The organism is Kitasatospora sp. NPDC057738, from assembly GCF_042798815.1.
Classification (GTDB): domain Bacteria; phylum Actinomycetota; class Actinomycetes; order Streptomycetales; family Streptomycetaceae; genus Kitasatospora; species Kitasatospora lactacystinica.
The window spans coordinates 1-13,720 of sequence record NZ_JBHVJT010000063.1; the positions used below are offsets into that span (position 1 = coordinate 1).

Annotated in this window: 10 protein-coding genes and 1 tRNA gene; 8 read left to right on the forward strand and 3 right to left on the reverse strand. The window is 72.2% G+C overall.

Going from position 1 to position 13,720, the window contains the following annotated elements:
* A partial coding sequence (locus tag ACFVGO_RS28800; protein ID WP_380634947.1) for a SpoIIE family protein phosphatase occupies positions 1-1,866 on the forward strand: 1,866 nt, incomplete at its 5' end.
* 81 nt (positions 1,867-1,947) lie between these two features.
* On the opposite strand, the gene ACFVGO_RS28805 is transcribed toward ACFVGO_RS28800, so the two are convergent.
* Both ACFVGO_RS28805 and ACFVGO_RS28810 read right to left on the reverse strand, forming a co-directional pair.
* Complete coding sequence (locus tag ACFVGO_RS28805) at positions 1,948-2,640, reverse strand: hypothetical protein (RefSeq protein ID WP_359912193.1); 693 nt, start codon at positions 2,638-2,640, stop codon at positions 1,948-1,950.
* A 275-nt stretch (positions 2,641-2,915) separates the two neighbouring features.
* The gene (locus tag ACFVGO_RS28810) at positions 2,916-4,745 is read right to left on the reverse strand and encodes a phosphatidylglycerol lysyltransferase domain-containing protein (protein WP_380357471.1); all 1,830 of its coding nucleotides are present in this window, start codon (positions 4,743-4,745) and stop codon (positions 2,916-2,918) included.
* 340 nt (positions 4,746-5,085) lie between these two features.
* Here ACFVGO_RS28810 and ACFVGO_RS28815 point away from each other — a divergent pair, with 340 nt between their 5' ends.
* Complete coding sequence (locus ACFVGO_RS28815; protein ID WP_359912234.1) at positions 5,086-5,736, forward strand: response regulator transcription factor; 651 nt, start codon at positions 5,086-5,088, stop codon at positions 5,734-5,736.
* Entirely contained in the window at positions 5,733-6,878 is a 1,146-nt protein-coding gene (locus tag ACFVGO_RS28820) for a histidine kinase (protein ID WP_359912196.1), read from the forward strand. The genes ACFVGO_RS28815 and ACFVGO_RS28820 overlap by 4 nt, the downstream gene beginning before the upstream one ends.
* A gap of 100 nt (positions 6,879-6,978) precedes the next feature.
* On the opposite strand, the gene ACFVGO_RS28825 is transcribed toward ACFVGO_RS28820, so the two are convergent.
* Positions 6,979-7,062 (reverse strand) — tRNA-Leu (locus ACFVGO_RS28825).
* Positions 7,063-7,484: 422 nt separating this feature from the next.
* On the opposite strand from ACFVGO_RS28825, the gene ACFVGO_RS28830 reads away from it, so the two are divergent.
* From ACFVGO_RS28830 to ACFVGO_RS28850, 5 genes are all read left to right on the forward strand, one after another.
* Entirely contained in the window at positions 7,485-8,351 is an 867-nt protein-coding gene (locus ACFVGO_RS28830) for a DUF3662 and FHA domain-containing protein (RefSeq protein WP_359912199.1), read from the forward strand.
* 46 nt (positions 8,352-8,397) lie between these two features.
* Complete coding sequence (locus ACFVGO_RS28835; protein ID WP_359912202.1) at positions 8,398-8,952, forward strand: FHA domain-containing protein; 555 nt, start codon at positions 8,398-8,400, stop codon at positions 8,950-8,952.
* A gap of 54 nt (positions 8,953-9,006) precedes the next feature.
* Positions 9,007-10,623, forward strand: a complete 1,617-nt coding sequence (locus ACFVGO_RS28840) for a protein phosphatase 2C domain-containing protein (RefSeq protein WP_359912205.1) — start codon at positions 9,007-9,009, stop codon at positions 10,621-10,623.
* Positions 10,624-10,780: 157 nt separating this feature from the next.
* On the forward strand, positions 10,781-12,160 hold the full coding sequence (locus ACFVGO_RS28845; RefSeq protein ID WP_359912237.1) for an FtsW/RodA/SpoVE family cell cycle protein: 1,380 nt from the start codon (positions 10,781-10,783) through the stop codon (positions 12,158-12,160).
* Positions 12,157-13,614, forward strand: coding sequence for a penicillin-binding protein 2 (locus ACFVGO_RS28850; protein ID WP_359912208.1), 1,458 nt, complete (start codon positions 12,157-12,159; stop codon positions 13,612-13,614). The genes ACFVGO_RS28845 and ACFVGO_RS28850 overlap by 4 nt, the downstream gene beginning before the upstream one ends.
* The last annotated feature ends 106 nt before the right edge of the window (positions 13,615-13,720 follow it).

The following is a 13,720-nucleotide window of genomic DNA, read 5'->3' on the forward strand; positions in this document are numbered from 1 at the left end:
GTCCCTCCCCCCGCCTCCGGCCGGGAGGCACCCCCGCCCACCGCAGGAGCCCCCGCCATCGAGTACACCGCCGTCGAACCCCCCGCCAACGGCCATCCGTTGCCGCGCACCGACCAGGCCCCGCCCGCCACCGTCCCGGTCCCCGCGCCCGCGGCCGGGGAGGGCCCGCCCGCCGGACGGCTCGGCCCCTTCCTCACCAACGGGCAGGCCGGCGAACAGCTGGCCCTGCTGAACGAGGTCGGCGGCAAGGTCGGCACCACGCTCGACCTCGGCTTCACCGCCCACGAGCTGTGCCAGGTGCTGGTCCCCCGGATCGCCGACTTCGCCTGCGTGGACCTGGTGGACGGGCTGATCTCGGACTCCGAGCTGCCCGCCGCCCGCCCGGACGACGACACCATGCTGCGCCGGGTCGCCCTGGTCTACAACGAGACCGGCGGCGCCTGGGACCACGTGCTCTCCGAGGGCTCGCTGGTCAGCATGCCCCGCCGCACCCCGCCCGGGATGGCCCTGCAGCTGAACCAGCCGGTGCTGGTCCCGGTGGTCAGCCCGGACGTGGCGGTCGACTACGCGATCGCGCTCGGCGGCGCCCGGCTGGCCCCGGTGGTCACCGGCCGCTCGATGCTGGTCGTCCCGCTCTCCGCCCGCGGCACCGTGCTCGGCATCCTCAAGCTGCTGCGGCTGCCGGACCGCGCCCCCTTCGACGAGGGCGACGCCGCGACCTTCAAGGAGCTGGCCGCCCGCGCCGCGCTGTCGCTGGACAACGCCCGGCTGCACCGCGCCGAGGCGCGGGTCGCCACCACCCTGCAGCGCTCGATGATCCCGACCCGCCCGCCGCAGATCCCCGGCGTGCAGATCGCCCACCGCTACCTGCCCGGCGACCCCAAGGCCGAGGTCGGCGGCGACTGGTTCGACGCGATCCAGCTGCCCGGCAGCCGGGTCGCCCTGGTGGTCGGCGACGTGATGGGCCACGGCCTGCACTCGGCGGCCGCGATGGGCCGCTTCCGCACCGCCATGCAGACCCTCGCCGCCCTGGACCTGCCGCCCGGCCAGTTGCTGCGCCACCTGGACAACCTGGCCCACAAGCTCGGCGACGACCACCTCGCGACCTGCCTGTACGCGGTCTACGACCCGATCAACCGGACCTGCGAGCTGGCCAGCGCCGGCCACGTCCCGCCGGTCCTGGTGCACCCGGACGGCAGCGGCGAGCTGCTGGAGATCCCGGCCGGCGCGCCGATCGGCGTCGGCGGGGTGCCGTTCGTCGCCAAGACCATCGACGTCTCGGACGGCTCGATGCTGGTGCTCTGCACCGACGGCCTGGTCGAGGTCCGGGGCGGGGACATAGGGGCCGGCCTGGCCGCGCTCTGCGGCAACCTGATCGACCCCCGGCAGAGCCCCGAACAGGCCTGCGACGAGGTGCTGCGACGGCTGCACTCGGACGACCGCAAGGACGACGTCGCCCTGCTGGTGGCCCGCTTCGACGGGGTCGCCCCGTCCGAGGTGGCGACCTGGGACCTCACCGTGGACCACCGCGAGGTCGGCCGGGCCCGCTCGCTGGTGCGCGAGCAGCTGGCCGGCTGGCACCTGGAGGCGCTCAGCGACACCACCGAACTGCTGGTCAGCGAACTGGTGACGAACGCCGTCCGGGTCGCCCGGGACACCGTGAAGCTCCAGCTGATCCGGGTGGACAAACTGCTCGTCGAGGTCAGCGACGACAACCACAACCTGCCCTCGCTGGAGCCGGCCGAGCAGCTCGGCGAGACCGGTCGCGGCCTCACCCTGGTCACCAAGCTCGCCGAACGCTGGGGCACCGCCCGCAAGGCGGTGGGCAAGGTCGTCTGGTTCGAGCTCCCGCTCCCGCACGCCTGACGGCCGCGCCGACGGCCGCCGGACGCCGAACGGCCGCGTACGGGCACCCGTACGCGGCCGGTGGAACGTCGTCGGCACCCGTCAGGGGATGACGGCGCCCGCCGAGCGGCGCCGCCGGGCCTCCACCGCGACCTCCCGCGAGGCGGCCGCGGCCACCGAGGCGGCGGCGCCGACCCCGGCCAGCACCCTCGGCCAGAAGTCCCCGAAGACCTCGACCGAGACGGCGATCAGCAGCGCGGTGACCACCGCGACCATGTGCTCCAGGCCGGCCAGGTTCGGCAGCACCACCGCCTCGCCGATCATCACCGCCACCACCAGGCCGCCGGTGAACCAGGCCCGGCAGCGGAACGCGATGCAGATCGCCAGCGCCACCACCGCGGCCGAGGGCCCGGTGTCCCGCACGTAGGCGACCCACTTCGGGAAGCCGAACAGGTGGTGCGGGCCGATCGCCACGCCGACCCGGGCGAACAGCGTGCCCGCCAGGGTGCAGGTGTAGGCGACCACCAGGGTCATCCGCCGGCCGAGCACGATCTCGGCGATCGCGAAGACCACGAAGACCTGGGCCAGCGCCCCCCAGACCGGAAGGTCCAGCGCCGGCACGTACAGCGAGAGCGGGGTCCGCAGCAGCGAGACGTCCAGCGGCAGCGCCGCCCGCACCACCCCGATGTTGTTGACGAAACGCTCTCCGCCCGGCAGGTGCTGGACGATGCTGAACAGCAGGATCAGAAACGTCGCGACCGTGGCCAGCGGAACGGCGGCGAACTTCTTTCGCACCACCGCGTCCCGGACCGTCGCGAACAACGTTCCCCACTCGGCGACAGCGGCCGATCCGGCGATTGCCAGCGGCCCCTTTCGCACGCCCCCCGCGTGGGTCCTGTGAATCACAACTTTCTCCGAATCCCCGAACTCTCGACTACTCCAACATTAGAAGCCTCTTAACAAAGCCACATCGGCACGGATGTGGAGCGGGGTCATCCTCTGGGGGGAGGCAATCCCCCCATCGGCCCCCCATTTCGACCGACCGGCCCCCTCCGCCCCCCGACGGAGGGCTACCCCTTCCCGTCCCGGGCCGCGACCGGGACCCGGGGCGCCACCACGGCGGCCCGGGCGTGCCGGCGGCGGAACAGGGCGGGCAGGCTCGGCGCGACGATGAAACCCTCGGCGCGCGCGCTCGCGATGCCGATCCGCGGAATCTCGCTGCTCTTCTCGAAGAGCAGGTAGCGCGGTTCCCAGATCGGCCGGTACTTGGCATTGGCGCGGTACAGCGACTCGATCTGCCACCAGCGCGAGAAGAATCCCAGGACCGAACGCCACAGCCGCAGCACCGGGCCGGCGCCCAGGCGCGAACCGCGTTCGAAGACCGAGCGGAACATCGCGAAGTTCAGCGAGACCCGCTTCAGCCCGACCTCCTCGGCGCGCTGCAGCAGCTCGATGACCATGAACTCCATCAGGCCGTTCTCGGTGTCCCGGGCCCGGCGCATCAGGTCCAGCGAGAGTCCGTCCGGGCCCCACGGCACGAAGCTGAGCAGCGCCTTGAGCTCGCCGTCGCCGTCGTGGCACTCCAGCATCACGCAGCGGCCGTCGCCCGGGTCCCCGAGCCGGCCGAGGGCCATCGAGAAGCCGCGCTCGGTGGCCCCGTCGCGCCACTCGTCGGCCTTGGCCACCAGCTCGGCCATCTCCTCCTCCGAGATGTCCTCGTGGCGGCGGATCCGCACCGTGTACCCGGCCCGCTTGACCCGGTTGTAGGCCTGCCGGACCACCCGCATCGCGCGGCCGTCCAGCGAGAACTCGTCCAGCTCGACGATCGCCTCGTCGCCCAGCTCCAGCGCGTCCAGCCCGTGCCGGGCGTAGATCACCCCGGCCTCCTCGGAGGCGCCCATCACGGCCGGCGCCCAGGCGTGCTCACGGGCCTCGGACAGCCAGGCGTCGATCGCGCCCGGCCAGGCCTCCGGGTCGCCGATCGGGTCGCCCGAGGCGAGCGAGACGCCGCCGATCACCCGGTAGGTGACCGCCGCCTTGCCGCTGGGGGAGAAGATCACCGCCTTGTCCCGGCGCAGCGCGAAGTAGCCGAGCGAGTCCCGCTCGCCCTGCTTGTCCAGCAGGCCGCGCAGCTGCGCCTCGTCCTCGGCGGTGAGCAGTTCCTTGCCGCGCGGGCTGCGGAAGGCCACGTACAGCACCAGCAGGAAGAGCACCGCGCCCATCGCGTTGATCGCGGCGTTCACCCAGGTCGGCGCGGCGATCACCGAGCGCAGGTGCTCGGACGGGGTGATCGTGATCATCCGGCCGACCGAGTAGCGGAACAGGTCCCAGAAGCCGGCGCCGGACAGCTCGTTGGTCAGCCAGACCAGCAGCGCGCCCACCCCGCCGCCGAACGCCAGCCCGGCGACGAAGGTGGCCGCCGCGGTCTTCGGGTTGGAGCTGTCGCCCTTGGACGTGAACTCCTTGCGCCCGATCAGCAGCGCCAGCACGAACAGGCAGGTCAGGACGGTGGAGATGTAGTTGAGCGGGTGGGAGTCGAAGCGCTCGTCCGGCACCAGCATGGCCGCCAGGTACAGCAGCGCGAACATCCCGCCGAGCGCCGTGTTGAAGATCCACGCGGCCCGCTTGCGCCGCCGCATCGCGATCGCGAGGAACACCGACAGCACCGCGCTGGCCAGGCCCGCGGTCATCAGGTACGGGGTGAAGTACTCGCCCTCGTTGTGCTCGTAGACCTGGTCGCGGAAGGGCACCAGGAGCACCGTCGCCACGTTCAGCAGCGCGATCAGCCGCAGGTACCAGACGGAGGCCGCGGCGGCCCTCGGACGCCAGCGGTCCAGCACGTCGCCGGGCCGGGGTCCGTGGGACGTGGCGGACGGCTCCGACTTCACAGTGGACGACACAGCTCAATTCCAAACGATCAGATGATGGGGCGCATCCGCAAACGGCCCGGCGCCGGGCGCCCGCTCGGGCCCGACGGACTGACCGGCGACCTCACCCGGCCGACCGCCCGATTGGAGGATGCGGCCGGAAAAGGGTCAGCCAACTCCATGTTTCCCCACCGAACCTGAGAATTGCGTGAACCGGGTAGCGGATTCCCACCCCCGCCGAACGGCGGGGGTGATCAGCCCCCGGCGTTCGGCACCCCACTCGCACAACCCCTACTCTCGGAACGACCCACGCGGACCGCCCCGACCCGGCCGCCCGAACCGAGGAGGCACCATCACCACCACCCGCGTGCTGATCGTCGACGACGAGATCCTGGTCCGCTCCGGCCTGGGCCTGATCGTCGGCTCCGCCGACGACCTGGAGGTGGTCGGCGACTGCTCCGGCGGACAGGCCGAGGAACACGTCCAGCGGCTTCGCCCGCACGTGGTGCTGCTCGACATCCGGATGCCCGACCTCGACGGCATCTCGGTGCTGCGCCGCCTGCGCGCCCTGCCCGAACCGCCCGCCGTGGCGATGCTCACCACCTTCGACACCGACGAGTACATCGGCACCGCGCTGCGGGCCGGCGCGGCCGGGTTCCTGCTCAAGGACACCGCCCCCGAGCAGCTGGTGCACGCCGTCCGGGTGCTCGCGGCCGGCGGCAACATCCTCTCCCCGACCGTCACCCGCACCGTGATCGGCGGCTACGTGGACGGCGGCGGCCCGGACGCCGAGGCCACCGCGCTCGCCCGCACCCTCACCGGCCGCGAGCTCGACGTGCTCGCGCTGCTCGGCGAGGGCCTGTCCAACGCCGAGATCGCCGACCGGCTCTTCCTCGGCACCGGCACGGTCAAGGACCACATCAGCGCGATCCTCGGCAAGCTCGGCGCCGCCAACCGGGTCCAGGCCGCCGTCCTGGCCCACCGGGCCGGGCTGGTCCGGCCCAAGCCCGGCGACGGGGCATGACGACCGCCGACCAACTGCCGTCCAGACGGCTGCCGGCCTGGTGCACCGCCCCCTGGCTGATGCTGCTGCTGCCCGTCCTCTACTCCCTGCTGGACGCCGCCCTGGTGGCCCGGGAGGCCGCCTGGTGGCAGGTGGCGCTGTCCACGCTGGCCGCCGTCGCCCTGTTCTGGCGACGGCGCTTCCCGGTGACCGTGCTGCTGCTCACCATGCCGGGCAGCTTCGTGGACGAGATCTGGCTGGCCCCGATCACGGCCGTCTACTCGGTGGCCGCCGAGCGCCCCCGCCCCCGGATCGTGATCCCCTGCGGCGTCCTGTTCGCCCTGGTCGAGTTCTTCCACTGGCCGCTGCCCGAGGGCGTCCTCGACCTCAGCCGCGCCACCGCGCTGGACGCCATCCAGGCCGTGATGCTGGCGGCCGGCCCGGCCGCCACCGGTCTGCTCGCCCGCACCCGGCGGGAGCTGGCCGCCCGCCTGGACGAGCTGACCCGCGGCCAGGAGCGGGAGAGCCGGCTGCTGGCCGAGCGGGTGCTGATCAGCGAGCGCGGCCGGCTGGCCCGGGAGATGCACGACGTGGTCTCGCACCAGGTCAGCCTGATCAGCATCCAGGCCGGAGCGCTCCAGGTGAGCAGCCCCGACCCGGCGGCCGTGACCGCCGCCCGCACCATCCGCGAGCTGTCCGTGCGGACCCTGGACGAGCTGCGCCAGATGGTCGGGGTGCTGCGCGGCACCGGCGGGCTGCCGGACGCCCCGCTCGCCCCGCAGCCCCGGCTGGCCGACCTGCCCCGGCTGATCGAGGAGAGCGGCCTGACCGCCGACTCCGAGCTGGTCCCCGGCGACCGCCCGTGGCCGGAGGCGGTCGAACGGGCCGCCTACCGCACCGTCCAGGAGGCGCTCACCAACATCACCAAGTACGCCCCGGAGGCGGCGGTGCACGTGCGGGTCCGGGCGAAGGGCCGCCGGCTGCGGGTCGAGGTCCGCAACGACGCGCCTCCGGTGCACCCCACCGAGACGCTGCCGGGCGGCGGCCACGGGCTCGTCGGCCTGCGCGAGCGCGCCCAGCTGCTGGGCGGCACCCTCACCGCCGGGCCGACCCCGGACGGCGGCTTCGAGGTCCGCGCCGAACTCCCGGCCAGCCGCGGCTGATCCGCCCCGGCCCGGCGAGGGCACCGGTGCCGGCGGCCGTCGGGCGGGGAGCGGACGACAAAAAAGCCCCGCAGATCCGTAGATCTGCGGGGCTTCGCTGTGCGCGAGGGGGGAGTTGAACCCCCACGCCCTTTCGGGCACTGGAACCTGAATCCAGCGCGTCTGCCTATTCCGCCACCCGCGCATGGGTGTTGTCCTCGTTGCCGACCGATCTTCCAGGGCGCTCGGTACCATCGGTACTTCGCACTTCCTTGGACCGGCCTCCCTTTCGGGCGGCCCTTCCGACATGGAAAACATTAGCACGACCTGGGGGGCTGCTCCGAATCCGTTGTCCGGGGACCCCGGTGACACCCGAACCAATGCCCGACGAACGCCCGTACGACTTCCGGAAGGGCGATCCGGCGGGCGCACCTGGCGTGCCGTACCCGAAATGCGTCACCCTGTGTGTCCGAGCCCACCCCCGGGCACCACACGGTCCGGGAACCGTACGGAAGGGCCCGGCGTGGATACGATCAGTACGGAAGTACCGCAAGTAGGAGGCGCGACCGGGTCCCGGGCGGGATCCGGCCGGCAGGCAGGCGAACGAACCCTGGAAGGGGGTGCCCCATGGGAGTGCTGAAGAAGTTCGAGCAGCGGCTCGAGGGTCTCGTCAACGGCACCTTCGCCAAGGTGTTCAAGTCCGAGGTCCAGCCCGTGGAGATCGCCGGAGCGCTGCAGCGCGAGTGCGACAACAACGCGAGCATCTGGAACCGCGACCGCACCGTCGTGCCGAACGACTTCATCGTCGAGCTGAGCCCGCACGACCACGAGCGGCTCAGCCCCTACTCCGGGCAGCTCGGCACCGAGCTGGCCGGCATGGTCCGCGAGTACGCGGAGGCCCAGCGGTACACGTTCATGGGTCCGCTCCAGGTGAACCTGGAGAAGGCCGACGACCTGGACACCGGGCTGTACCGGGTGCGCAGCCGCACCCTCGCGGCCGAGGAGCCCCCGCAGCAGCAGTACGCGCCGCCGCAGCCGGGCTACGACCGTCCGCCGGCCGCTCCCGCCCCCGGCGCACCGTGGCAGCAGCCCGGCGCCGGCCAGTACAGCGCGCCCCCGCCGCCGGCCGCGCCCCCCGCGATGCCCCCCGGCCCGCCCGCGCCCGCCGGCGGCAACGTCCGGGCCTTCCCCGGCGCCGGCCACGGCGGCGCCGGGATGCGCCGCTGGGTCGAGGTGAACGGCGCCCGGCACCAGATCACCGGCTCGGCCTGCGTGCTCGGCCGGTCGACCGAGGCGGACGTGCGGATCGACGACCCCGGGGTCTCCCGCAAGCACGCCGAGATCCGGCCCGGCACGCCCTCGATGGTGCTCGACCTGGGGTCCACCAACGGCATCGTGGTGGACGGACAGCACACCCAGCGCGCTACGCTCCGCGACGGCTCTCGAATCGTCGTGGGCTCCACCACCATCGTCTACCGGCAGGTCGAAGGGTAGTGTCCGAATTGTTCGCGCGCCTCGCTCACCGACTGGCGGGACGGCCATGTCAGAACTGACCCTCACGGTCATGCGGCTGGGCTTCCTGGCCGTGCTGTGGCTGTTCGTCATCGTCGCGATCCAGGTGATCCGCAGCGACCTGTTCGGCACCAAGGTGAACCCGCGGTCCTCCCGTCGCGGCACGAACGCCACGGCCGCCGGCGGCGCCGCCACCGCGACCGCCGCCACCGCCGCGCGCGCCGCGGCACCGGCCCAGGCCGGCCCCGCGGCGGGCCAGACCCAGGGCGGCGGGGGGCGCCGTCGCGGCGGTCCGACCCAGCTCGTCGTGGTGCAGGGCTCGCTGGCCGGCACCACGGTGGCGCTCCAGGGCCAGACCATCACGCTCGGCCGCGCGCACGACTCCACCATCGTGCTGGACGACGACTACGCGTCCTCCCGGCATGCCAGGATCTATCCGGATCAGACTGGGCAGTGGACGGTCGAGGATCTAGGCTCCACCAACGGCACCTATCTGGACCGGCAGCGCCTGACCGCGCCCACCCCGCTCCAGCCGGGCATGCCGATCCGTATCGGCAGGACCGTCATCGAACTGCGGAAGTAGTTGGCGCATGAGGGACAGCATCCCGTCCATGACCCAGAGGGGGGCACAGGTCGCATGACCCTGGTGCTGCGCTTCGCCGCCGGCTCCCACAAGGGACTGATCCGGGAGGGGAACGAGGACTCCGGCTACGCCGGGCCGCGGCTGCTGGCCGTGGCCGACGGCATGGGCGGTGCCGCGGCCGGCGAGGTCGCGTCCTCCGAGGTGCTCGGCTCGATCGTCCGGCTGGACGAGGACGTGCCGGGCGCCGACCTGCTGACCCTGCTGGGCGACGCCGTCCAGGGCGCCAACGACCGGCTCCGGCTGATGGTCGAGGAGGACCCGCAGCTGGAGGGCATGGGTTGCACCCTGACCGCCATGCTGTGGACGGGTCAGCGGATGGGCCTGGTGCACGTCGGCGACTCCCGCGCCTACCTGCTGCGCGACGGCTCCCTGGTGCAGATCACCCAGGACCACACCTGGGTGCAGCGCCTGGTCGACGAGGGCCGGATCACGCCCGAGGAGGCCGAGACCCACCCGCAGCGCTCGCTGCTGATGCGGGCCCTGGACGGCCGCGGCCAGGTCGAGCCCGACCTGTCGATCCGCGAGGTCCGGGCCGGCGACCGCTACCTGATCTGCTCCGACGGCCTCTCCGGCCCGGTCAGCCACCAGACCCTCCAGGACACCCTCGGCAGCTACTACGCGCCCGAGCAGACCGTGCAGGAGCTGATCCAGCTCGCGCTGCGCGGCGGCGGTCCGGACAACATCACCTGCATCGTGGCGGACGTCATCGACGTCGGCGCCACGGACACCATGAGCGGCCAGTTCAACGACGTCCCGGTGGTGGTCGGCGCGGTCGCCGACGCCCCGCCGTCCTCGGCCGCCGCCGACCGCTCGATCGCGGACACCCCGGCCGGCCGCGCCGCCGGCCTCGGCCGCGGCCCGCAGGGCGCCTTCGGCCCGGCCGAGGGCTACCAGGAGGGCTACGGCGCCGCGCACGGCGGCTTCGGCCCCGCCGAGGGGTACGAGGGCGAGTACGGCTCCGGCGAGCCCTCGGTGTACGGCACCGAGGACTTCGACGAGGAGCGGCCCGCGAAGCGCAAGCGCAAGGGCCTGACCGTCTCGCTGGCCGTCCTGGTCACGCTCGGCCTGCTCGGCGGCGCCGGCTGGTTCGGCTACCGGTGGACCCAGGACCAGTACTACGTCGGCACCCAGGACGACCACGTCGCGATCTACCAGGGCATCAACCAGAACCTGGCCGGTCTGAGCCTGTCCTCGGTGCACTCCTCGTACAGCAAGATCCAGCTGAAGTGGCTGCCCGAGGACCAGCAGGTCCACGTGAAGAAGACCATCTCGGTCGGCAGCATGAAGGACGCCCAGTCCACGGTCAACGAGCTCGACGGCTGGGTCCAGCTCTGCCAGCGGGCGGCGAGGGCGACCGCCCCGGCCGCCCCGCCGGCCACCCAGGCGGTGCAGGCCGCGTACCTGGCCACCACGCCCACCCCGACCGAGAAGAACCGCGGCCCGGCCGCGGCGACACCGACCACCTCGCCCTCGGGCACGCCGACGCCGACCGCTCCGGGGGCACCCGCCCCGGCGCCGAACACCACCCCTCCGGTGGCCGGCGCGCAGGGCGACCAGGCTCCGCTGACGGACGAGGAACTCAGCCGGGCCAACTCCTGCCCGAAGCAGTGACGTCCGTGATCCGACATAGGTCCGCCCCGAGCGGGCTTGCCGGCCGTCAGGGAGCGGTCACCACGTGAGCAGCTACGACCTGAGCGAAGAAACCACCCGGTCCGGCCGGCGCCGGGCGGCTGAACGTGCCGTCCCCCGCCGCCGGGGCAACACCACGATCTCCCCGCAGGAGACGCCCAACCGGCGCAACACCGAGCTGGCCCTGCTGGTCTTCGCGGTGCTGGTGCCGGTCCTCGCGTACGCCAACGTCGGCCTCGCGATGGACGGCAAGCTGCCCACCGGCATGCTCGGCTACGGGCTCGGCATGGGCGCCCTGGCGGTGGTCGCGCACCTGCTGGTGCGCCGCTTCGCGCCGTACGCGGACCCGCTGATGCTGCCGATCGCCACCCTGCTGAACGGGCTCGGGGTGGTGATGATCTGGCGGCTCGACAAGGCGGGCAAACTGCTCAGGGGCAACTACCCGGCGGCCGAGAACCAGCTGATGTGGTCGGCCCTCGGGATCGCCGGCTTCATCGGGGTGATGGTGCTGCTGAAGGACCACCGGGTGCTGCAGCGCTACACCTACATCTCGATGGTGGTGGCCCTGGTGCTGCTCGCCGCGCCGGCCTTCTTCCCGTCCCGGGCGGAGGACTTCGGCGCCAAGATCTGGATCCGGATGGGCAGCTTCTCCATCCAGCCGGGCGAGTTCGCCAAGATCGTCCTGACGGTGTTCTTCGCCGGCTACCTGATGGTCAAGCGGGACGCCCTGGCGCTGGCCAGCCGCCGGTTCATGGGCCTGTACCTGCCGCGCGGCCGCGACCTCGGCCCGATCGTCGTGATCTGGCTGCTCAGCCTGCTGATCCTGATCTTCGAGAACGACCTGGGCACGTCCTTCCTGTTCTTCGGCCTGTTCGTGGTGATGCTCTACGTCGCCACCGAGCGGACCAGCTGGATCCTGTTCGGCCTGCTGATGTCGGTCGGCGGCGCCGTCGCGGTCGCCTCGACCGCCAGCCACGTGAAGGTCCGCATCGACGCCTGGCTCGACCCGATGGCCGCCTTCAGCGCGAACCCGCCGAAGGGCGCCACCGAGCAGATCGGCCAGTCGCTGATGGCGCTCGGCTCGGGCGGGGTCACCGGCTCCGGCCTCGGCCAGGGCCGCTCCTGGCTGATCGCCTTCGCGGCCAAGAGCGACTTCATCCTGGGCTCCTTCGGCGAGGAGCTCGGACTGACCGGCCTGATGGCGATCTTCCTGCTGTACGCGCTGCTGGTGCAGCGCGGCCTGCGCACCGCGCTCGCCGCCCGCGACCCGTTCGGCAAGCTGTTCGCCGTCGGCCTCTCCTCGGCGATGGCGATCCAGGTGTTCGTCGTGGCCGGCGGTGTCACCGGGCTGATCCCGCTCACCGGTATGACCATGCCGTTCCTCGCCCAGGGCGGTTCGTCCGTGGTCGCCAACTGGGCGCTGGTCGCGATCCTGCTGAAGATCAGCGACAGCGCCCGCCGGCCCGGGGCCGAACCGGCCCCGGCCGCCACCGAGGGCCAGGGAGGACCCGCCCGATGAACAAGCCGATCCGCCGGGTCTCGATCTTCTGCCTCGTCCTGATCCTGGCCCTGATGGTGCGCACCAACTGGGTGCAGGGCGTCCAGGCCGAGTCCTGGGCCACCAACAAGAACAACAAGCGCCAGCTGTACGACCGCTACGCCCACCCGCGCGGCAACATCATCGTCAGCGGCCAGCCGGTCACGAAGTCGGACTTCGTCGACGGCCTGCGCTACAAGTACAAGCGCTCCTGGGTCGACGGCCCGATGTACGCCCCGGTGACCGGCTACTCCTCCCAGGCCTACGGCTCCAACCAGCTGGAGAACCTGGAGGACGGCATCCTCTCCGGGACGGACGACCGGCTGTTCTTCCGCAACACCCTGGACATGCTGACCGGCGAGCAGAAGCGCGGCGGCGACGTCGTCACCACCATCAACGCCAAGGTCCAGAAGGCGGCCTTCGACGCCATGGGCAACAAGAAGGGCGCGGTGGTCGCACTCGACCCGAAGACCGGCGCGATCCTCGGGCTGGTCTCCACCCCGTCCTACGACCCCGGCACCTTCGCCGGCGGCGAGGCCGCCGACACCAAGGCGTGGACGGACCTCAACGCGGACCCGAACAAGCCGATGCTCAACCGGGCGCTGAAGGAGACCTATCCGCCCGGCTCGACCTTCAAGCTGGTCACCGCGACCGCGGCGTTCGAGAACGGCCGCTACCAGAGCATCGACGACGCCACGGACACGCCCGAGCCGTACATCCTGCCGAACACCACCACCCAGCTGAAGAACGAGAGCCCGAACGAGCGCTGCGAGAACGCGACCGTCAAGTCCGGGATGGACCAGTCCTGCAACACGGTCTTCGCCAAGATGGGCGCGGACCTGGGCAAGGAGCGGATGCGCGCGCAGGCCGAGAAGTTCGGATTCAACAGCACGATCGACACCCCGGTCCGGTCCGAGAAGAGCGTCTTCCCGGACAGCCCGAGCCTGGACGGCACCGCCCAGGACTCGATCGGCCAGCACGACACCCGCGCCACCCCGCTCCAGATGGCCATGGTCTCCGCCGCCATCGCCAACAACGGCAGCCTGATGCAGCCGTACCTGGTCGACCAGGAGCGCTCGGCCACCCTGACCACCGTCTCCAAGCACACCGAGAAGCAGTTCTCCCAGGCGATGAGCCCGGCCACCGCGCAGAAGATGCAGGACCTGATGGTCTCGGTGGTCGAGAACGGCACCGGCACCAACGCCAAGATCCCCGGCCTCCAGGTCGGCGGCAAGACCGGCACCGCGCAGCACGGCGAGGACAACGCGGGGCTGCCCTTCGCCTGGTTCACCTCCTGGGCCAAGACCGCGGACGGCCAGTCGGTCGCGGTCGCGGTGGTGGTCGAGGACGGTTCCCAGAACCGCGACGGCATCAGCGGCGGCCGGCTCGCGGCCCCGATCGCCAAGGCGGTGATGCAGGCCGCTCTCGGCAAGTAGGAGCGTGGATCCGAGGTGAGGGGAACGTCACGATCGCCGGCCCCGTCCGGATACCGGTCTGATATCGGCCGACGGCTGACTCCGGTCCGGTGCGGTGCGACCGGTA